Origin of the sequence: Chromatocurvus halotolerans, assembly GCF_004340525.1 — a bacterium.
In the GTDB taxonomy this organism is placed as follows: domain Bacteria; phylum Pseudomonadota; class Gammaproteobacteria; order Pseudomonadales; family Halieaceae; genus Chromatocurvus; species Chromatocurvus halotolerans.
The window spans coordinates 435,028-454,939 of the sequence record NZ_SLWX01000001.1; the positions used below are offsets into that span (position 1 = coordinate 435,028).

The following is a 19,912-nucleotide window of genomic DNA, read 5'->3' on the forward strand; positions in this document are numbered from 1 at the left end:
CAGGGTCATTCGTCAATGAACCAGTCGACTGACATCCTTCCCGCCTCGAGCTCTACCTGCCGTACCACCGACTCCGGCAGGTAGGGAATCAGTCTCTCCCGTTCGTCGATGCTGCCCTCGCAGGGCTGCACGACCAGTACATCGTTAGCGCCAGTCTCGATCAGATGGTGTATCCTGCCCAGCAACACCTCTTCGTTACTGCCGTTATCGGCATCCCGACACCAGACTTCGAGATTCTCCAGCTGGTGCCAGTAATAGTCGTCGTCTCCCAGTTCCGGCAGCTCGTCGCGTTGAACCAGCAGAGTCTGACCGCGCAATTCTTCTGCACGGTCGCGGTTATCCACCCCGGCGAGGTGCACGACCAGCCCTTTGCCCGACACCCGCCCCTGGTCGAGAACGACTGGTCTGATGCCATCCCGCGTCTGCAGCCACCACGCCGGATAATGCAGCAGATCGACAGCCTCTTCCGTGAAGGGATGGACCTTCACCCAGCCCTTGACGCCGTAGCAGCCGGTAATACGACCGGCCGCCAGCATTCCCTCAGGCAGCGGCTGATTCCTCGGCGGCACTGCTAGCGGGGGTTTCCGTCAGAAGCTTTGCCACGCGCTCGGACAGCTGTGCGCCCTGGCCCTGCCAGTATTCAATGCGCTCGCGATCCACACGCAGGCGCTCTTCCTTGCCCCGGGCTACGGGGTTGAAAAATCCTACACGCTCAATAAAGCGGCCATCGCGCGAGCGACGGTTGTCGGTGACGGTCAGGTGGTAGAAGGGGCGCTTCTTGGCACCAGCCCGTGAAAGTCGAATCGTTACCATGTGCAGCTATGTCCTGTGTTAGCCGGCCTGTACGGCAGTATGCCCGACGGCCTGCATTTCGCTGGCGCTGGCAATACACTGCCCCGGCGAGCAGTTGGTTCCACTCCCGGAAAGGTGGCGTATCATACGGAAATCAGGGTTCCTTGCAAAGCCCTGGAGACGTCTTTTTTCAACGCTGACCGCGGCTTAGGCGGAGCAGGATGCTACCGACTCAGCGGAACGGCATGCCGCCGCCAGGGCCGCCTGGGGGCATCATCCCGCCGAGCCCGCGCATCATCTTTTCCATGCCGCCGCCCTTCATCTTTTTCATCATTTTCTGCATCTGCTTGTGCTGCTTGAGCAGGCGGTTGAGGTCCTGCACCTGCGTGCCGGAGCCACGGGTAATGCGGCGCTTGCGACCCCCCTGAATGAGATCGGGATTGCGGCGCTCCTTCGGCGTCATGGAGTTGATCATCGCCTCCATGCGCGCGAACATCCGGTTATCCATGCCCTGCTGCGCGGCCTGGGCCATGTTGCCCATGCCGGGCATTTTCTCGAGCATGCTCGCCATGCCCCCCATGTTGTTCATCTGCTGCAGCTGATCGCGAAAGTCCTCGAGATCGAATTTCTTGCCCTTTTTGACCTTGCGCGCCAGGCGCTCGGCCTTCTGCTTGTCGACTTTCTGCTCGGCCTCCTCGATCAGGGACATCATGTCGCCCATGCCGAGAATGCGCGAGGCCAGGCGGTCCGGGTGAAAGGGGTCCAGCGCGGCGGTTTTCTCACCCACGCCGAGGAACTTGATCGGCTTGCCGGTGACGCTGCGCACAGAAAGCGCGGCACCGCCGCGGGTGTCTGCATCCACCTTGGTCAGGATCACGCCGGTCAACGGCAGCGCCTCGCCGAAGGCGCGTGCCGTGTTTGCCGCATCCTGGCCGGTCATGGCATCCACCACGAACAGCGTCTCGATAGGCTTGATCACGCGCTCCAGCTCGGCGATCTCGGCCATCATGGCCTCATCCACCGACAATCGGCCGGCGGTGTCGACAATCAGGACATCACTGAAGCGGATCTTTGCATGCTCAAGCGCAGCGCGGGCAATATCCACCGGCTTCTGGCCCGCATCGCTCGGGAAAAAGTCGACGCCGACCTCCGCCGCCAGGGTTTCCAGCTGACGGATAGCGGCCGGACGATACACGTCGGCACTGACCACGGTGACCGACTTGCCGTCGCGTTCTTTCAGCAGTCTGGCGAGCTTGGCCACCGACGTGGTCTTGCCGGCGCCCTGCAGGCCTGCCATGAGAACCACCGCCGGCGGCTGCGTTGCCAGGTTGAGGCCCTCGTTCGCGCCCCCCATCACCGACTCCAGCTCCGCCTGAACAATCTTCAGGAAAGCCTGCCCGGGACTCAGGCTGCTCGACACTTCCTGCCCCAGCGCGCGCTGCCTCACGGCATCGACAAACTGCTTGACCACGGGTAGCGCGACATCCGCCTCCAGGAGCGCCATGCGCACCTCGCGCAGCGTGTCCTGGATGTTCTCGTCGGTCATCCGCGACTTGCCGGTGACGTTGCGCAGGGTGCTGGTCAGTCGGTCTGAAAGGTTCTGAAACATGGGTCTATCCGTGTCAGCGCAACGCGCTATTGATTGTGAGTGAACAAATCGGTATAAAGACCGCAGTATACGTGACCCGGGTTCAAGCCCCAAACCTTCATGCCTATCGCTTTTTTCGCTGTTATTGCGGCGTTGCTCTACCTTGCCGCGGCCGGACTGCAGCTGGCCCACCTTGTGCAGCGCCAGCGGCATCTGAGCCGCCCGGTCCTCGGCATGGCCATCGTTGCGCTTATCTGCCACGCGGTCGTGACCTGGGACGCCCTCGTGGTGAATGAGGGCGTCACCTTTGGCATCTACAAGGTGCTGGCGCTGTCGTTCCTCGCCGTGAATATTGCCTGCATTGCCGCGCTGCTGCGCCGGCCACTGCAGAATCTGCTGGTAGGCCTTCTGCCGCTGTCGGCACTGTCCATTGTGGTCGCGAGTCTCGGACCCAACACCAGCGCCGCCCGGGACCATATCGAACCTGGAATGCTGATGCACATCGGAAGCTCTATCGTCGCCTACTCCATACTGACGCTGGCGGCGGGCCAGGCGGCACTTCTGGCGCTACAGGACCGCCAGCTGCGCAACCGCAACATGCTGGGAATCACCCGGGCGCTGCCGCCACTGCAGCTGATGGAAAGCATGCTGTTCGAGCTGGTCTGGGTGGGTGTTGCGGCGCTCACGCTGTCGATTCTGAGCGGCATGATCTTCATGGAGAACATGTTCGCGCAGCACCTGGTGCACAAGACAATTCTCAGTATCTTTGCCTGGCTGCTGTTTTCCGTTCTGCTGTGGGGACGCTACCGCCTGGGCTGGCGCAGCCAGACCGCGGTCCGCTTCACCCTGTCGGGATTTTTCCTGCTGCTTCTGGCCTTCTACGGGTCCAAACTGGTGCTCGAGCTGGTGCTGTCGTAGCGCCCGTGCGCCACCAGCAAAGCTTGTAGACCGCTCTCTTTTTCTTCACCATACGCCTTTATCAGCGACCCGAGGTAATACACCGTCTTGAACGAGGCACCGCTGGGTATCCTCTTTTCTGTACTGGCTGCTCTGATCCTGATGTCTGCCTTCTTCTCCAGCTCGGAGACAGGCATGATGTCTCTCAACCGCTACCGCCTGAAGCACCTGCGCAAGCAGCAGCACAAGGGCGCGCAGCGTGCCAGTGAAATGCTCGAACGTCCGGATCGCCTGATCGGTCTGATCCTGATCGGCAACAATCTGGTGAACATAGCCGCGTCGGCCATCGCCACGGTTATTGCCATTCGCCTGTACGGCGACGCCGGCATCATTATCGCGACGTTCGCACTGACCCTGGTCATCCTGATTTTCGCCGAGATCACGCCGAAGACCATCGCTGCGCTGCACCCGGAGCGGGTCGCCTTCCCCGCCAGCGTCATCCTCCTTCCGCTGATGAAAATCCTCTATCCGGTGGTCCTCAGCGTCAATACCGTGACCAATGCGCTGCTGCGAATGCTCGGCGTGGATCCCAGGCACAAACAGGAAGAGCAGGTCTCGAAGGAAGAGCTGCGGACCATCGTCACTGAGGCGGCAGCGTTGATACCGCAGCGCCACCGCGGCATGCTGGTGAACATCCTCGATCTCGAGGGCGTCAACGTGGATGACATCATGGTGCCGCGAAACGAGGTCTACGGCATCGATCTCGACGAGACTGACGAAGAGATCATGGCCTGCATCCAGCGCAGCACACACACGCTGCTGCCGGTCTGGCGGGATGACATCAATGATATTGTCGGCGTGCTGCACCTGCGCAATATCGGGCGTGTGCTGACGGGCGGAGAACTGGATCGCGACGCGCTGGAGCGGGAAATGGACAAGCCCTATTTCATTCCCGAAAGTACGCCGCTGCACACCCAGCTGATGAATTTCCAGCAGAAGAAACGCAGACTCGGTATTGTCGTGGATGAATACGGCGACGTCGTGGGGCTTGTAGCGCTGGCGGACATCCTTGAGGAAATCGTCGGCAATTTCACCTCGAACCTGACCGACCCGGACGACGAGATCTTTCCACAGCGCGACGGCAGTTTTGTCATTACCGGCACGGCAAACGTCCGCGACATCAATCGCAGCCTGGATTGGACGCTACCCACGGATGGCCCCAAGACGCTGAGCGGCCTGATCCTCGAGCACCTGGAATCCTTCCCCGCGGGCAATGCGGGCCTGACCATAGACGGTTACCGGCTTGAAATTCTGGAGCTGGAAGGCAACGTCGTGCGTGCCGCCAGAGCCACCGACACCAGTACCGCCTGAGGGCGATGTCGACGCGCGACCGGGGCGCAGGGCCGGGTTCCGCTAGAGCAGCCTGAAGGGGCTGGCCGCATCCCGACGCGCCGCCGCCCTTGCGATAATCTCGCGCTTTTCCTCAGTGCTGGCGAGAAACCAGTCAGTGATCTCGTCTGCGGAGCGGTAGCAACCGGTGCAGATCTCATCATCCCCCAAAGCGCAGATCGACACACAGGGAGAGGCCAGCTGTTCGGACAAGTTGTTGTTCATTCCACCACCTTCAGATCACCGGCAAAGCGGTTCGCGTTTTCGATATAGTGCGCCGCGTTCAGCGCAAGCATGTCGCGTTCCTCGTCACTCAAGGATTTGCGCACCTTCCCGGGCGAGCCCATGACCACGCTGCCGTCGGGCACGTCCATACCCTCGGTGACCAGCGCGTTGGCGGCAATCAGGCAACCTTTGCCCACCGTCGCCCCGTTGAGGACGACAGCGCCGATGCCGATCAGGCTGCCATCGCCGATGTGGCACCCGTGGAGCATGGCGTTGTGGCCAACCGTGACATTGCGCCCGACAGTTACGGGGTAACCGGGGTCGGCGTGAACCACCGTGCCATCCTGGATGTTACTGCCTTCGCCGATCGTGATTGTCTCGACATCGCCCCGCAGGACACAGCTGAACCAGACACTGGCGCCGGAATGCAGGGTCACCTGTCCGATAACCGCGGCGTTCGGCGCCACAAAATGTCCCTCGCCCAGCAATGCAGGCCGGTGTTCGCGGAGTTGGTACAGCATCTTTCTTCCACTTCCTCTCAGGGCCAGACACTATAAAGGAGTCTTTTCAGCGCAGCGAGTTGTTGGCCAGCGCCACGGCGTCCCAGGCGGGTTCCTCGTAGGGATGGGCGCGATACAGCGCCGCAATTGCGGGGCGGATCGACTGCTCGTCACACACCAGTTCCACCCGGAATTCATCCACCCGCTCTAGCCTGCCCTGAGCGCCCAGGAAGGGATCACTCCCGGCCAGCGGCCGGAACTGGCCCTCGCCGCGCACCTGCCAGCAGCAGCTGTCGTAGTCGCCGATGCGTCCCGCGCCCGTGTCAAACACCGCCTGCTTGACCGCCTCAAGATGGGATTCCGGAACAAAGAAACACAGTTTGTACATATCAGGCATCACCTCCCTGACTGGCATGGTAGGCCCTGGCAAATTCATCCAGTGCGCCGCGCTCGATCGCCGCCCGGATTCCCTGCATGTGCCTCTGATAATAATGCAGGTTGTGCAGGGTATTCAGCTGGGCACCGAGAATTTCGTTGCAGCGCTCGAGGTGGTGCAGATAGGCGCGGGTGAAATGGCTGCAGGTGTAGCAGCCACAGCTGTCATCCAGCGGCTGCGTGCTGGTCTTGTGCCGGGCATTGCGTATCTTGACGATCCCCCGGGACGTGAACAGGTGACCGTTGCGGGCGTTGCGCGTGGGCATCACGCAGTCGAACATGTCGATGCCGCGCCGCGCGCCCTCGATCAGATCGGCGGGAGTGCCCACTCCCATGAGGTAGCGTGGCTTGTCCGCCGGAAGCGCATCCTGCATGGCGTCGAGCACCATGAGCATGTCGTCCTTCGGCTCACCCACCGAAAGTCCGCCAACGGCATAGCCGTCAAAGCCGATATCGACCAGGCCCTGCAGGGACTCTGCCCGCAGCGCCGGGTACATGCCACCCTGGACAATACCGAACAATGCCGCGGCGCTGTCGCCGTGGGCGGCGCGACTGCGTGCCGCCCAGCGCAGGGACAGTTCCATCGACACGCGCGCTTCTGACTCCGTTGCCGGGTAGGGCGTGCATTCGTCAAAAATCATCACCACGTCACTGCCCAGGGCGCGCTGGATCGACATCGAGGTCTTGGGATCGAGGAACACTTTTGCCCCGTCCACCGGCGAGCGAAAAGACACGCCCTCCTCGGTAATCCTGCGCATTTTGCCGAGGCTGAATACCTGGAAGCCACCGGAGTCGGTGAGGATCGGGCCCTGCCACTGCATGAAATCGTGCAGGTCGCCATGCGCAGCGATGATTTCCGTGCCCGGGCGCAGCCACAGGTGAAAGGTATTGCCCAGGATCATCTGCGCGCCGGTCGCAACGACGTCACGCGGCAGCATGCCCTTGACCGTGCCGTAGGTGCCCACCGGCATGAAAGCCGGCGTCTCCACCACACCGCGCGGAAAGGTCAGACGACCCCGACGCGCGCTGCCATCACTGCACAGGTGCTCGAAACGCATCGCGCAGGACGGGCTCACGGCCTTGCCGTCAGCGCGCTCGCCGACGCCGTCACGAACATGGCATCGCCATAGCTGAAAAAACGATAGCGCTCGCGCACGGCTTCCTCATACGCCGCCATCACGGCCTCGCGACCCGCCAGGGCACTGACCAGCATCAGCAGCGTGGACTCGGGAAGGTGGAAGTTGGTGATCAGCGCGTCAATACAGCGAAAGCGATAACCCGGGTGGATAAACAATCGTGTATCGCCCTGGTAGGGCCGCAAGGTGCCGCCGGCTGCTGCGGTTTCCAGGCTGCGCACCGCCGTCGTACCCACGGCGACGACGCGCCCTCCCCGCTCCCGGGCAGCGGCAATCGCGTCACAGGTGTCCTGCCCCACCTCGAGGTATTCGGCATGCATCTGGTGCTGGGCAATGTCATCCACCCGCACCGGCTGGAACGTGCCGGCACCAACATGCAGCGTCACTTCGGTTGTCGACACGCCGCGTTCTACCAGCGCCCGAATCAGCGCCTGATCGAAATGCAGTCCCGCCGTCGGCGCCGCAACGGCGCCCTCTCTTGCTGCGTACACCGTCTGGTAGCGCTCCTGGTCGGCGACGTCGTCGGCGCGCTCAATGTAGGGCGGCAGCGGCATATGCCCATAGCGCGCCATCAACTCGGCTACCGGCCTTTCGGTCTCGATGAGGTGGAGGCCCTCATCCCGTCCGGTCACACGAAAGCTGTCCGTGCCGGGCTCGGCGCCCTCGGTTTTCGCGACGTGAATGCGCGTGCCGGGTTTCGGTGACTTGCTGGCGCGGATGTGCGCGAGTGCGGTGCGATCGCCGGTGACGCGCTCGATCAGCACCTCTACCGCCCCGCCCGTCGCCTTTCGCCCCCACAATCGGGCTGGAATCACGCGGGTATTATTGAATACAAGGAGGTCGCCAGGGTGCAGCAGCGCCTCGAGGTCCGAGAATCCACGATGCGCGATCTGCCCGGAGTCACCCTGCAGACAGAGCAGCCGACTGGCGCCGCGGTCCGGCAGCGGTCGCTGCGCAATCAGCTCAGTAGGCAGGTCGTAGTAGAAGTCGGTGCGCTGCATGCGATCGTCAGGTTCCGGCGAGAGTCCCAGTGCGGGAACGGGCCGGTGCAGCCCGGCCCGGGACCGTCGGCTCAGGCGTTGTCGTCTGCCGCGGGAGCGTCCTCTGCGGCATCACCCTCGGCAGCAGCTTCAGTCTCTTCGGCCTCAGGCTCCGGCTCCGGAGCCTTCACCTTCGGCGCCTCGATAAGGCCTTCCTGCAGCAGAATGGCGACTTTCTCATCACCGTTGACCGGCTTGCGATGGGCGTTCTCGACCGCAAAGCGATCGTCTCCACGCTTGTAGATGCAGTAGTCTGCGGTTTTCTTTACCAGTGTCATGGCCATACGGAAATCTCCTTTCGCGACGTCAGTGAACAGTCCGGTGGTACTCGGATGGGCGCGAAGCATACAGGCATTCACGCTGTGAGTTAAGCGCTGCGATTGCACTTTGGGGGTCGATTGCTATAATCGCGCGCCTGCCGCAGTCCCCTCAATGCCGGAGTGGTGAAATTGGTAGACACGTCGGATTCAAAATCCGATGCCGTAAAAGGCGTGCCGGTTCAAGTCCGGCCTCCGGTACCACCTCTCTATATTCATCAATAGGTTAAAAAATTTTTCGTATTTAGTACCCCATAAATCCCCCCTTGCTGATCAGCTGGCCCGAGCCCCAGCGTACGCAAGAAACAACTGTAAAAGTCTGGTTACTCGCGCAAGCTTTGCGTTCCTCAGTATAAAAATACCCAAGGCGGGCGCACTCATGCTGTTAATCAATGGGTCGCTGGTTCGAGCCCAGAAGGCGGAGCCAAATTTTGATGTAGGGCTTCCACATGTTTTGGCTTCAAGGATTTCGCTTCCAGTCCGCGGTAACTCAGGGCGTGAAGCTGATCCGCGAGAAGCGACAACATCCGCTCGCGGTTCTGCTGGGTGGCGTATCTGCCATCGTGATTATGGCGACAGAGCTGTTTGAGTTGATAGTTCAGGTTCTTCATCGTGTGTAACTACTCTGGAAAGTGTTTCTGACCACCTGGCAGGCCATAGCCGACCAGGTCCGGAATCCGGCTTGGGTCTCGGGGCACAACTCCCGTTCAACCTGAAAATGCCTGGTGACAGGCAACGTCGGATATCCCCGCAGGGGATCCATCCGATGCGGAACAACAGGCCCGTTATGGGCCGTTTTAACAGTGAATCACCTCCTTTATTGGTGTGCTGAGTTGAAGAAAGAAACGTGAGTTTATGCATGACCTCCGTTGAATAGAGCGAGAGAAACTCCCGCCATGATGAATGAAAGCAGGTCGCGCGATTACTGGCGTTGGCGGCCATGCGTGGCGCTATTGTGACGCGTCCGGGGCTTATTACGGTGTAATCGGCACCGTGGGCCGTGCAGACCAGTGCCTGGGGCTGGCCGATCAGACGCCGCAAGCTGCACCGGGTTTGCTTACCGGCATATGAGGCGTTTGTGCGCGAATCAAACGGCGCAGCTCGAAGCCTGTGCTCTTGCTCACAGAAGGATAGTATGTGCGATGTCAGTGCCGTTGGATCGCAGGGATCCCGTATTTGCGCATTTTGCTTCGCAGGGTGTTCGGGTTGAGCCCCAGCAGTCTGGCTGCACCACCGCTTCCCGAGACGCGACCACTCGCCTGTTCAAGCGCACGCCCTATGTGGGCGATGACAACCGCATCGAGAGTGGGAAATTCGTCGCCGGCTACATCGTCACTCTCCGCCATCGCCGCATCCGTTGCACGAAGCACCAGGGTCGTTCCGGTTCCCAGCGCAGGCGCAAGTTCTAGCGTCGCGCCCTGGCCGAGTATGACTGCACGCTCAAGCACAGCGCTAAGTTCGCGGACGTTCCCCGGCCATCGATAGCGCTGGAGTCGCTTGAGATCATTTGCGTCAAGTCCGGGCGTTCGAACCCCCAACCGCTCCGCCGAGCGCCGGATAAAATACTCCGCGAGTTCGCGCATATCCTCCGGACGCTCATGCAGTGGTGGGATGATGATGGGAAAGACGGCGAGCCGGTACCACAGGTCCTCACGGAAGTGCCCATCCTGCACCATCACGGGCAGGTCGCGGTGGGTGGCTGCCACGACACGCACATCCACGGCCGTCTCGTCCTCGGAGCCAACCGGCCGCAGCAGCCCGTCCTGGAGGACCCGTAACAGCCTGACCTGACCGGCGAGCGGGAGTTCCCCGATCTCGTCGAGGAACAGGGTGCCGCGGTCCGCCCGCCCAAACCAGCCTTTGCGACTGCCAATGGCCCCGGTAAAACTGCCCTTGACGTGCCCGAACAGCTCCGAGTCGAGCAGTTCGGGTGGCAATGCACCGCAGTTGACCCGGATGAAGGGCCCCGCAGACCGTGGCGACTGCTCGTGAATCGCACGCGCAATCACTTCCTTGCCCGATCCGGTTTCGCCCAGGATCAGGACCGAAGCTGCGCTGGGCGCTACTTTGGCGACCCGCTCCATCACCTTGGCCAAGCCGCCTTCCACGCCGATTACTGATTGCGATTCCCGCATCTTCAACTCCGCGGCTACACATTGCGATTCACTGCCAAGCGTTAAATATAACGCATTCTAGTTAAATATAACTATTTCTTTAAATAAAGTGGTTTATTTATAGGCCTTAATCGACAGAAATGGAGCGCAGATAGCTGATTTATAACAATTTACTGGTGGATGGCATGTTACCCGCTAGCCGCGAGGCACCCACGCCATCAGGCAGCTAAAAAGGATAGGACCATGCCCGCTCCCAGGACTCCACGTTTCTCTGAACTACGCGGCGACGACTTTCTCGCCCTACGTTCCAACCGTCGGCGAGGACTTCCCCAGAGACTCCCGCTCGCGATCGCATTGATGCTGCCGGTGTTCGACGCGGCGGACGCGGCCGCCCAGACCGAGGAAATTACCGTCACCGCTCGCCGCAAAAGCGAGGCGCTTTCGGAGGTGCCGCTTTCGGTGACTGCACTCGACGGTGACTCACTCGCGGCGACTCAGGTATTCAACGTGGGCCGGCTGGAAGAACGCGTGCCCGCGCTTCAGTTCTACTCGTCAAACCCGCGCAACACGGCACTCAACCTGCGCGGCATGGGATCGCCCTTCGGCCTGACCAATGACGGCATCGAACAGGGGGTCGGCCTTTACATCGACGATATCTATCATGCCCGCATAGCCAGCACGACCTTCGATTTCATCGACGTCGAGCGCATCGAGATCCTGCGGGGACCCCAGGGAACCCTGTACGGGAAGAATACGACAGCGGGTGCCATCAACATTCATTCGAGGCGTCCGGGCACGGACCCGGGCTTTCGTGCGCGGCTGACCGCGGGCAACCTTGGACTACGCCAGCTGGAGGGGGTTGCAGAGAGCGGCACAGGTAAGGTGGGGGCAGGGAGCCTCGCATTTTCTGCCACCGGGCGAGATGGCCTGCTGCGCAATGTAAGAACCGATCAGCGCATCAACGAACTCGATAATCAGGGGCTAAAGGGAACATGGGTTCTGCCCGTCTCCGACACGCTGGAAATGGTCCTCGGCGGCGACATCAACCAACAGTCTCCTCGCTGCTGCACGCAGGTCTATTATGCGACGGCACCGACACAGCGCTCAGAAAATCGCCAGTTCGACGCGCTGGCCGGACTTTTCGAATATCAGGTCCCGAGCCGCGACCCCTACGACCGCCTGGTCGACAATGACACGGCAGCCCGCGCCGAGCAGGAGTTTGGTGGCGTCTCGGTGAAACTCACCCGGGAGCTGGACACCTCAACGATTACTGCCATCAGCGCCTGGCGGTTCTGGGACTGGAAGCCCAGCAGTGATCGGGACTTCACGGGCCTGCCGATCACCACGCTATCGGCCAACCCCTCACAGCAGGAGCAATTGTCGCAGGAGCTGCGCTGGGCATTCGACGTCACCGACAGGATCAGCGCTACCCTGGGCGCATTTGCGTTTCACCAGACGATTGATTCGCAGGGTGTACAGGAACAGGGCGCAGCGGCCAGTGGCTGGCTGCTGGGTCCGGCCTGGGCCGACCGGCCAGAGATCCTGGATGGACTGCGTCGGGACAGGGATATCCGCTACGAGAACTCCTCGGGTGCGCTCTACGGCCAGCTCTCGATAGATCTTGATGAGCGCTGGACGCTGCAGCCGGGTCTGCGGTTAAACATGGACCGCAAGGAAGTCGATTATCAGGACATCGTGACGAGTGGCCTTACCGATCCGTCGCCGGAGGAGCTGGCTCAACAGGACCGGGTGCTCAGATCACTGGCCTACGCATCAAAGTTCTCCGACAGCAATGTCAGCGGTGATATATCGCTGTCTTACCGGCCCCGCGAGGGACTCATGCTTTACGCGAATTACGCACGGGCTTTTAAATCCGCTGGTCTCAATTTGTCCGGCATTCCCACGGTCGTCGAGGGCCTGCCCGCACTCGAATTCGCTCAGGTGGACCCAGAAATCGTCGACCTCGTGGAACTCGGCGCCCGCCTGACGCTGGATGACGGACAGCTATCTTTGAGCAGCGCGGTGTTTCACGACCGCATCGAGGACTACCAGACCAATGTCGTGAATGGCGCCGCCGGATTGCTACGCGGATTTCTCGCCAACGCGGACAGGGTCGAGATCAGCGGCCTGGAGCTGGAAGCCACGATGAATCCCGCCGACAGCTGGACCTTGGCACTGGGCTATGCCTACACGGACGCTGAATACGCCAGTTTTGCCGAGGCGCCACCCCCACTGGAACTCTCCGGCGGCGGCATCAGCAGCGTCGATCTGTCCGGAGAGCCTCTGCCGGGCGTATCGAAGCATGCGATCACCGCGGACCTGGAGATGCGTCGACCGGTTGATCTCGGCTTCGGTCCCACCAGCGCCTTCCTGCGCGTAAATGCCCGCTATCGATCACGCTGGTCGTCGTCCCCCTCCGCGTCCGGGTTCATGTGGGTGGATGACAACACGCTGGTGAATGCAACGCTGGGCGTGGATCTCGGATCGAACGCAACGCTGAGTCTCTGGGGGCGAAACGTGTTTGACGAGAAATACATGACGCTGCTCAGCGACCAGGGTGGCTCCACGGGCATGATCAATGGCATCCCCGGGGATCCGAGAAGCTGGGGTGCCACGCTCGAGGTGCTGTTCTGAGTCATGGAGATAACGGGTAGTCTGATAACGCTGGCAACGGGTGCAGGCTGGGAGGGGTGGCTTACCGCTACCCTGAGTATCGGCAGTCTGCTCATACTGGCGCTGACGCGCCTGCCACCACACAGCGTCATGTTTTTTGCGCTGACGCTGCTGGTGGTGACTGGCGTGCTGCCGACCGATATGGCGCTGGCGGGCTTTTCCAACAGCGGGCTCATCACTGTCGCGGCACTGTTTATCGTCGCGGCGGGCATGCGCGACACGGGGGCCATTGACCTTCTCATCCATCGCCTGCTGGGAAGGCCGGCTACATTACGCCGCGCACTGGTCAGAATGTGCGTACCTGTATCCCTGTGCAGTGCGTTCATGAACAACACGCCCATAGTCGCCACCATGGTGCCCGGCATTGCTGCCTGGGCACGCCGGCTGCAGGTTGCGCCGTCCAAGCTCATGATCCCCCTGAGCTATGCGTCCATCCTCGGAGGCACGCTGACGCTGCTGGGTACCAGTACCAACCTCGTGGTCAGTGGGCAGTACGTCAGTCTCACCGGTGCCGACCAACTGCCACTGCTTTTTCTGCTGCCAGTGTCTCTGCCGGTTGCCATTCTTGGCCTCGCCGTGATGATATGGCTGTTTCCGCGCTGGCTGCCGGAGCGTGGCAGCACGCAGGCGTTCGGCGACATGCGCGAATTCACCATGGAAGTGAGGGTGGCACCGACAGGACCGCTGGTCGGAAAAAGCATCGCGGCCGCCGGCCTGCGCAACCTTGGTCGGGTGTATCTCGCCGAAATCGAACGCGATGGCGCGATCATTTCGGCGGTGCCCAGTGAAGAGACGCTGCACTCAGGAGACATTCTGGTCTTCGCTGGAGACACCCACGCCCTCGCTGATCTGCTGCGGACAGAGGGTCTGCAGCCTACCGAAGGGGGCGACGCCGCCGGTCGCATGCTTGGTCGACGCGGGGAGCGTCGCCTGGTCGAAGCCGTCGTGTCGCCTGCCTGCGCTGCAATCGGTGCCACGATTCGCGACTTCCGTTTTCGGGACCGCTACGGCGCGGTCGTTCTGGCGGTGGCCCGTCACGGCGCGCGGGTAGCGGGGAACCTGGGCGGGATTCGTCTGCAGGCAGGTGATTGCCTGTTGCTCGAGGCGCGCCCCGCATTCGTCACACGCCAGCGCTTCGGCAGGGATTTCCTGCTGATCAATGACCTGGAGACCCTGAGCCCCAATCACGACAGGGCCTGGGTCGCGATGACCATACTGGCGGCGATGGTGGCAGCAGCCCTGGTCGGTATCGTCCCCATGCTTGCCGCCGCCCTGTCGGCGGCCCTCATGATGGTCGTGACCGGTTGCTGTTCACTGGAACAGGCCGAAAAATCCCTGGACCTCGAGGTTCTCGTCACCATCGCCTGCGCCTTTGCCCTGGGCGCCGCATTGGAGGAGACGGGACTGGCCACGCTGGTGGCACAGGTCATTGTCGCCACCGGTGGTGAGGACCCCTGGATTCTTCTCGCCGTGGCTTACGCGGCGGTTTCCCTGCTCACGGAACTCATCACCAATAACGCGGCCGCCCTGCTCATGCTGCCGATCGTGCTGTCCCTCAGCACAACGGCGCAGCTGCCCGTCGAGCCTTTCATTGCTACTGTCATGATGGGGGCGTCTGCAAGCTTTGCGACACCGCTGGGGTACCAGACTAACCTGATGGTGATGGGGCCGGGGGGCTACCGTTTTGTCGACTTTATACGCGTGGGGTTGCCCATGAATCTGTTTGTCGGAGTCTGCACCGTTCTCTGCATCGGCGTGGTCTGGTTGTGAGCATGAGCGAAGCGACACACGACCATGTCACTGTCGCACGAACAAGAGGTCTGAAGCAGGTTCTCAGGCACGCGAAGCAGGTAGCTCGCTTGGACGTCTCGATTGTGCTTCTCGACGAGAGTGGTTCGGGAAACGAGGTCATTGCAAGCGATGATTCACGATAACTCATTACTACTGTTCAGTTAGCAAAACAATCCTTATTTTCACTGGTGTGGTGTGGAGGCGCTGGGTTGGCGTGGCGAAGGCCACGGGACGGTCTGGGCTCGGCAGGGGTACGGTCATGACGAGTGAGGCAGAACGTCGAACCATTACCGAAGTTATCGTGTGGCCCGATAGCGGTGCCGACGCTGCACTAGTTTGCAACAGGGGAAAACTGTTTTACGCTTCGATCTCTCTCAGAGAGTGCGAGACAGATGACACCACACCTCGTATTGTTGTCGTTGACGCGACAGATTTCGAGAGGATCGATTTGCCTTCTGATGATGCTTGTCCTCGTCTGTCCGGGTACTGCCATGCCGACTGAGGCGAGTGAACTGCGTATCCGGGACCTCGGCATCGCACCCGGGGTCATGACGCCGGGAACGCTCAACGCCATCACCGATGTCGCCGGCGTGAGAGTGGGTCACCGCACGCTGGTCAGCGGTGAATCGATCCGCACCGGGGTCACCGCGATTCTGCCACATGGCGGCAACCTGTTTACCGACAAAGTGCCTGCTGCGGTCTACACAGGCAATGGATTCGGGAAGGCCGCGGGCTTTGAGCAGGTGCGCGAACTGGGCGAACTCGAGTCGCCAATACTGCTGACCAACACGCTGAATGTCGGCACAGCGCTTGCGGGGGGCGTCAAGTGGCTGCTTGGGCAGGCGGGTAACGAAGACCTCCGTTCGGTCAACGTTGTCGTAGGCGAAACCAATGACGCGTACCTCAACGACATCCGTGGCCAGCATGTTTCCGAAGAAGACGTGTTCAGAGCCATTGAAGACGCACGCGGCGGCCCGGTGATGGAAGGCAACGTCGGGGCCGGCACGGGCACACGGGCCTTTGGTTTCAAGGGCGGTATCGGCAGCGCCTCGCGGGTACTGCCCGCCGCGCTCGGCGGGTGGACCGTAGGCACCCTGGTGCAGGCCAATTTCGGCGGCGTGCTGACCATTGATGGACTGAAGGTCGGTGAGGCGCTCGGGCAATACGATTTTCGCGACGAACTGATGCAGGGAGAAAACCACACGCAGGCCGACCCCGAGGAAGGTTCCATCATGGTCGTCATAGCCACCGATGCCCCCGTCGGATCGCGAAACCTCGAGCGCATGGCACGGCGTGCGCCACTCGGCATTGCCCGCACCGGCGGCTACATGAGCAACGGCTCCGGTGATTTTGTCATCGCGTTCTCGGTAGCCGAGCGACGGAAGCATGCGGATCCGGAAGCGGTGCGGGAGCAGGCCAGGCTTGCCAACCGCGAAACCAGCGCGCTCTTTCTCGCCGTGGTCGAGGCCGTAGAGGAAGCGATCCACAACGCGCTGGTCGCGGCCGAAACGATGACCGGTGTTGATGGCCGCACGCTTGAGGCGCTGCCACTGGATCGGCTTCGGACGCTGGCTCAGCCGTAGTCCGAAACCCGCGCACCGGTCGCATGCTTGAGGTAATCATTCTGGCCGTGGCACTGGGCATGGACGCCTTTGCCGTGTCGCTGGGACTCGGTGCCCGGCAGCAACCTCACCCCAGGCGGCTCTCGCTGCTGTGTGCCGTTTATTTTGGCTTCTTTCAGGGTGTAATGCCTCTGGTCGGTTTTCTTGCCGGCCAGAGTGCCCTGGGCTGGCTCGCCAATTCGGCACCCTGGATCGCCTGCGCCCTGCTGGCGGCCGTGGGAAGCAAAATGCTCTATGAGGCCCTGTTCGGCACTCTGGAAGCCGATATCCGTGCCACCACCCAGCGCGCACTCCTGACGCTGGCCGTCGCCACCAGCATCGATGCCCTCGCCGCCGGCTTTGTGTTAAATCTGCTGCCGGTGCCTTTCGTTGTCGCCTGCGTTGTTTTCGGCGTTGTCGCCGCGTTGATGAGCGGGGCCGGCGTGCTTCTGGGGCAGCGGACTTCTGCGTTGCTCGGCAGTCGTGCCGAGACCCTGGGCGGCATTGTGCTGCTGATCATGGCGGGGCGCTTTGCGCTGGTGGGTTGAGTCGACGTCGACAGCTGGCAGCCCCAGCGCCTCACTCGAGATCGCGGCGGAAAACCACTGATAACTGCAGCGACCCCTTCTCGGAAAGATGGTCACCGTCGTAGTACAGCAATTCACCTTCCCGCATCAGCGGACACTGAGCGCCGGCGCACAACGCGTCCTGGAGCGGCAGAATCGCAAGATCGGGAAACGCGGAGCGCAGGAGCGACTCGAACACCTGTGGGTACGCGTCATCATCCCGCCGCGTAAAGCTGTAATCACCCTGCCGCGCAATGCCCAGCCAGCGCTCGCGAACAAAGTGGTTTCCCAGCGATTTCCCGAACTGGCTTCCGACTTCCGGGATGTCCTCCACCAGCACCACTCGCCGCCCCGGCAGCGCCGCCAGCGTTCGCGCCAGGCCGCGGCGAAAAACCGCCCGATTTTCTACCGGTGATCGCTCAGTGGAGAGGTCGTCCTGAACCAGGAAGCTGCCCTTGTCGTAGGACTGGCCCATCAGTGGCAGGCGCCAGTAGCCGGCCAGGTAGACCGTTTCCAGATCGTCATCAGCGCCAATCGCATCCACGACAGCGTCGTTGAATCGCGGACACCGGTCGCGACCGGGCCTGGCGACACCCAGCAGCGGACGACAGCCAGACCCGAAATAGAGATAGCCTGCCTTTCCCAGTCGGCGCAGCGCAGTATCCATTGCCGGGGCCAGCGCGTTGGCATGGGAATCTCCCCACAGCGCTACCGTCACAGGCGCCTCTGCAGACCCTAGGCGACAGCGGACGGCCTCAAGATAAGGATCATCCTCCAGCACATCACAGTGGCCGTAGTCCTCCCCGGCAGCCGTGGATCCCGCCACACTCCAGGCGGATGCCGGCACGCGCCGGGGGAATCCCTCGGCAACCACGATAAGCACGCAGCCCACCAGGCAGGCGGCCAACAGCCCCTGCAGCTCACGCTTGCGACGCCCCGGTGTGGCATGCCCTGCTGGCGGTGGACGACGGTAGCGCTCCTCCACAAAGCGGTAGGATGCCGTGGCGAGCAGGAGGGAAATCACTAGCACCAGCACGGGACGGGATTCGTCCGGACGCAGCAGGCCCAGATACACCACGGCAGGCCAGTGCACGAGATACAATGAGTAAGAAATGCGACCCACGGCAACGACAGGCCGTGTCGCCAGCAGTCGCGCCACGCGACAAGCGGGCGAGGCTGCGGTGCCCATTATGATCAACGCCGAACCCAATGTCGGGTACAGGGCATTGACGTCGGGAAACGGCGAGTGCTCATCGAGCAGGAAGACCGGCACGATACACAGCGCAAGACCCACTGCCGAGAGCCATGCGCCAGTTCGCGGCTGCGGCAGATAACGCGGCAGGCACCAGGCCAGTAGCACGCCAGCAAGGAGTTCCCAGGCGCGCGCCGGCAGCATGTAAAACGCGAACTTGCTGTCGAGTGCCATCCAGTGCAGGTTTACCCAGAAGGACAGCAGACACAGCGTGAGCAGCATCAGCGGCAGGGCGATTTCCCGGTAACGCCGGTAGCAGAAAACCAGCAAGGCCGGCGCCAGAAGATAGAACTGCTCCTCGACACCGAGAGACCAGGTGTGCAGCAGCGGCTGGGTCGCGACGTCCAGCCCGAAATAGGTGCTCGACGCCGCCCAGTAGTGAATATTCGGAACGAAAAACAGCGCCGCGGCCGCGGACTGGGCGAGATCCATCCACTCGTCCGGGAGCAGCAGGAAATGGCCAGCTGCCAGCGTGACAGTCACCGTAAACAAGAGCGCTGGAAGAATGCGGCGCATCCGCCGAAGGTAGAACTGGCGGAAGCTGAACCGGCCACCCTCCAGATCGCCGAGAATGATCGAACCGATGAGATAACCGGAAATCACGAAGAAGATGTCGACGCCGATATAGCCACCGGACAGCCACTCGACGCCCGCGTGGAAAAGCACGATCGGGATCACCGCGACCGCTCGCAGGCCATCAATCTCCGGTCGGTAGGCGATCATTCGAGTTTTACCTTTGCGTGGTTTTTGTTGGGATTTCCCGGGGGCGTACCGTCAGAAGAGGCACAGCTACCGCTACCGACCCTGCAGACATCTCAGAACGTCTGCAAGGATACTGTTCGAACAGCCACGAGGCGAGCTACGGCGAACCATCAACACCAGAGCGCAGACGTATCCAGCGGCGAAACGCGAAGAACAGCGCGAGGATCCCCGCGGCGGCAAGCGCAAAAAGTATCCAATCAAGCGTGCCACCGTGCTCCAGCACAGCGCCGAGCTCACCGCCGAGTAGGGTCACCACCGCCACACCGGGCAGCAGACCGGCGGCTGATCCCAGCATGTAGTCGCGAAAGCGGATATGAGAGGCACCGGCCAGCATATTGGTGAAGGCGAAGGGGGCAATCGGCAGCAGACTGATGAGGAAAATGACGCGAACGCCGCGCGCTGAAAGATACCGCGACACAGTGTGCAGGCGCTGGCCGCCCAGTCGAAACAGGGCGTCGCGCCCGATCACGTCACCGAGCCAGAATGATGTGGCGGAAAACAGCAGGGTGCCAAGCCCCGCGTAGAGAAAACCCACCCAGGGGCCGAACAGCAATCCGGTCACGGCAACCAGCACAGTCAGGGGAAACATCAGGTGGAGAAGCAGCAGGTAAACAGGAACAAGACAGGCCGCAATAGCCAGCGGCGTCATCGACCGGGTGTAGCTCCTGATGTCACTCACCAGCGCCGCAGCGTCCAGCTCGCCCTGCTGTGAGAGCCACTGCCATAACGCCAGCAAGGCTATGAACGCCAGAATGAGGAGCCCCGGCGCGACATTTTTTCTGAACATTTCCTGATACTCGCACACTGCCGGCGAAAAATAATACGTGCATGCGA

General features: G+C 61.7%; 19 protein-coding genes and 1 tRNA gene. 7 read left to right on the forward strand and 13 right to left on the reverse strand.

What is annotated here, in order from left to right; translation table 11 throughout:
• Positions 1–5: 5 nt before the first annotated feature.
• The 3 genes from rimM to ffh form a co-directional block, all read right to left on the reverse strand.
• Entirely contained in the window at positions 6–569 is a 564-nt protein-coding gene (gene rimM, locus EV688_RS01880; RefSeq protein ID WP_240624304.1) for a ribosome maturation factor RimM, read from the reverse strand.
• Positions 541–813: a 30S ribosomal protein S16 gene (gene rpsP / locus EV688_RS01885; RefSeq protein WP_117316786.1), complete on the reverse strand. Its 273-nt coding sequence runs from the start codon at positions 811–813 to the stop codon at positions 541–543. The genes rimM and rpsP overlap by 29 nt, the downstream gene beginning before the upstream one ends.
• 211 nt (positions 814–1,024) lie before the next feature.
• Positions 1,025–2,401, reverse strand: coding sequence for a signal recognition particle protein (gene ffh / locus EV688_RS01890; RefSeq protein ID WP_117316788.1), 1,377 nt, complete (start codon positions 2,399–2,401; stop codon positions 1,025–1,027).
• A 99-nt stretch (positions 2,402–2,500) separates the two neighbouring features.
• On the opposite strand from ffh, the gene EV688_RS01895 reads away from it, so the two are divergent.
• Together EV688_RS01895 and EV688_RS01900 are read left to right on the forward strand one after the other, a co-directional pair.
• On the forward strand, positions 2,501–3,298 hold the full coding sequence (locus EV688_RS01895) for a cytochrome C assembly family protein (protein ID WP_117316790.1): 798 nt from the start codon (positions 2,501–2,503) through the stop codon (positions 3,296–3,298).
• Between the two features lie 87 nt (positions 3,299–3,385).
• Positions 3,386–4,648 (forward strand): HlyC/CorC family transporter, encoded by a 1,263-nt coding sequence (locus tag EV688_RS01900; protein ID WP_117316792.1) that lies wholly within the window; start codon positions 3,386–3,388, stop codon positions 4,646–4,648.
• 42 nt (positions 4,649–4,690) lie between these two features.
• Here EV688_RS01900 and EV688_RS01905 read toward each other — a convergent pair whose 3' ends face one another.
• From EV688_RS01905 to EV688_RS01930, 6 genes are all read right to left on the reverse strand, one after another.
• Positions 4,691–4,891, reverse strand: a complete 201-nt coding sequence (locus EV688_RS01905; RefSeq protein WP_117316794.1) for a DUF1289 domain-containing protein — start codon at positions 4,889–4,891, stop codon at positions 4,691–4,693.
• A complete protein-coding gene (locus tag EV688_RS01910) occupies positions 4,888–5,412 on the reverse strand; it encodes a gamma carbonic anhydrase family protein (protein ID WP_117316796.1) in 525 nt (174 codons plus the stop codon). Before EV688_RS01910 ends, EV688_RS01905 begins: the two co-directional genes overlap by 4 nt.
• Before the next feature lie 46 nt (positions 5,413–5,458).
• On the reverse strand, positions 5,459–5,779 hold the full coding sequence (locus EV688_RS01915) for a YqfO family protein (RefSeq protein ID WP_117316798.1): 321 nt from the start codon (positions 5,777–5,779) through the stop codon (positions 5,459–5,461).
• A 1-nt stretch (position 5,780) separates the two neighbouring features.
• Positions 5,781–6,884, reverse strand: a complete 1,104-nt coding sequence (gene tgt / locus EV688_RS01920) for a tRNA guanosine(34) transglycosylase Tgt (RefSeq protein ID WP_205686593.1) — start codon at positions 6,882–6,884, stop codon at positions 5,781–5,783.
• A 14-nt stretch (positions 6,885–6,898) separates the two neighbouring features.
• Positions 6,899–7,963 carry a tRNA preQ1(34) S-adenosylmethionine ribosyltransferase-isomerase QueA gene (gene queA / locus EV688_RS01925; RefSeq protein WP_117316802.1) on the reverse strand — a complete coding sequence of 355 codons (1,065 nt, stop codon included), beginning with the start codon at positions 7,961–7,963 and terminating at the stop codon, positions 6,899–6,901.
• Between the two features lie 71 nt (positions 7,964–8,034).
• Positions 8,035–8,286, reverse strand: coding sequence for a hypothetical protein (locus EV688_RS01930; protein ID WP_338065937.1), 252 nt, complete (start codon positions 8,284–8,286; stop codon positions 8,035–8,037).
• Between the two features lie 150 nt (positions 8,287–8,436).
• Between EV688_RS01930 and EV688_RS01935 the strand changes: the two genes are divergently transcribed.
• Positions 8,437–8,523, forward strand: a tRNA-Leu gene (locus EV688_RS01935).
• Positions 8,524–8,708: 185 nt separating this feature from the next.
• Here the strand turns inward: EV688_RS01935 and EV688_RS17840 are convergent.
• A complete protein-coding gene (locus EV688_RS17840; RefSeq protein ID WP_117316804.1) occupies positions 8,709–8,930 on the reverse strand; it encodes a phage integrase N-terminal domain-containing protein in 222 nt (73 codons plus the stop codon).
• 534 nt (positions 8,931–9,464) lie between these two features.
• Positions 9,465–10,454 carry a sigma-54 interaction domain-containing protein gene (locus tag EV688_RS01945; protein ID WP_117316805.1) on the reverse strand — a complete coding sequence of 330 codons (990 nt, stop codon included), beginning with the start codon at positions 10,452–10,454 and terminating at the stop codon, positions 9,465–9,467.
• 222 nt (positions 10,455–10,676) lie between these two features.
• Between EV688_RS01945 and EV688_RS01950 the strand changes: the two genes are divergently transcribed.
• The 4 genes from EV688_RS01950 to EV688_RS01965 all read left to right on the forward strand — a co-directional run bounded on the left by EV688_RS01950 (position 10,677) and on the right by EV688_RS01965 (position 17,046).
• Entirely contained in the window at positions 10,677–13,067 is a 2,391-nt protein-coding gene (locus EV688_RS01950; protein ID WP_162883865.1) for a TonB-dependent receptor, read from the forward strand.
• A 3-nt stretch (positions 13,068–13,070) separates the two neighbouring features.
• On the forward strand, positions 13,071–14,876 hold the full coding sequence (locus EV688_RS01955; RefSeq protein ID WP_117316809.1) for an SLC13 family permease: 1,806 nt from the start codon (positions 13,071–13,073) through the stop codon (positions 14,874–14,876).
• A 512-nt stretch (positions 14,877–15,388) separates the two neighbouring features.
• Positions 15,389–16,480: a DmpA family aminopeptidase gene (locus EV688_RS01960; RefSeq protein WP_240624305.1), complete on the forward strand. Its 1,092-nt coding sequence runs from the start codon at positions 15,389–15,391 to the stop codon at positions 16,478–16,480.
• 23 nt (positions 16,481–16,503) lie between these two features.
• Positions 16,504–17,046, forward strand: a complete 543-nt coding sequence (locus tag EV688_RS01965; RefSeq protein ID WP_117316813.1) for a manganese efflux pump MntP — start codon at positions 16,504–16,506, stop codon at positions 17,044–17,046.
• Between the two features lie 31 nt (positions 17,047–17,077).
• Here EV688_RS01965 and EV688_RS01970 read toward each other — a convergent pair whose 3' ends face one another.
• Both EV688_RS01970 and EV688_RS01975 read right to left on the reverse strand, forming a co-directional pair.
• The gene (locus tag EV688_RS01970) at positions 17,078–19,039 is read right to left on the reverse strand and encodes an acyltransferase family protein (protein ID WP_117316815.1); all 1,962 of its coding nucleotides are present in this window, start codon (positions 19,037–19,039) and stop codon (positions 17,078–17,080) included.
• 136 nt (positions 19,040–19,175) lie between these two features.
• Complete coding sequence (locus EV688_RS01975; RefSeq protein ID WP_162883866.1) at positions 19,176–19,865, reverse strand: TVP38/TMEM64 family protein; 690 nt, start codon at positions 19,863–19,865, stop codon at positions 19,176–19,178.
• Between the last annotated feature and the right edge of the window lie 47 nt (positions 19,866–19,912).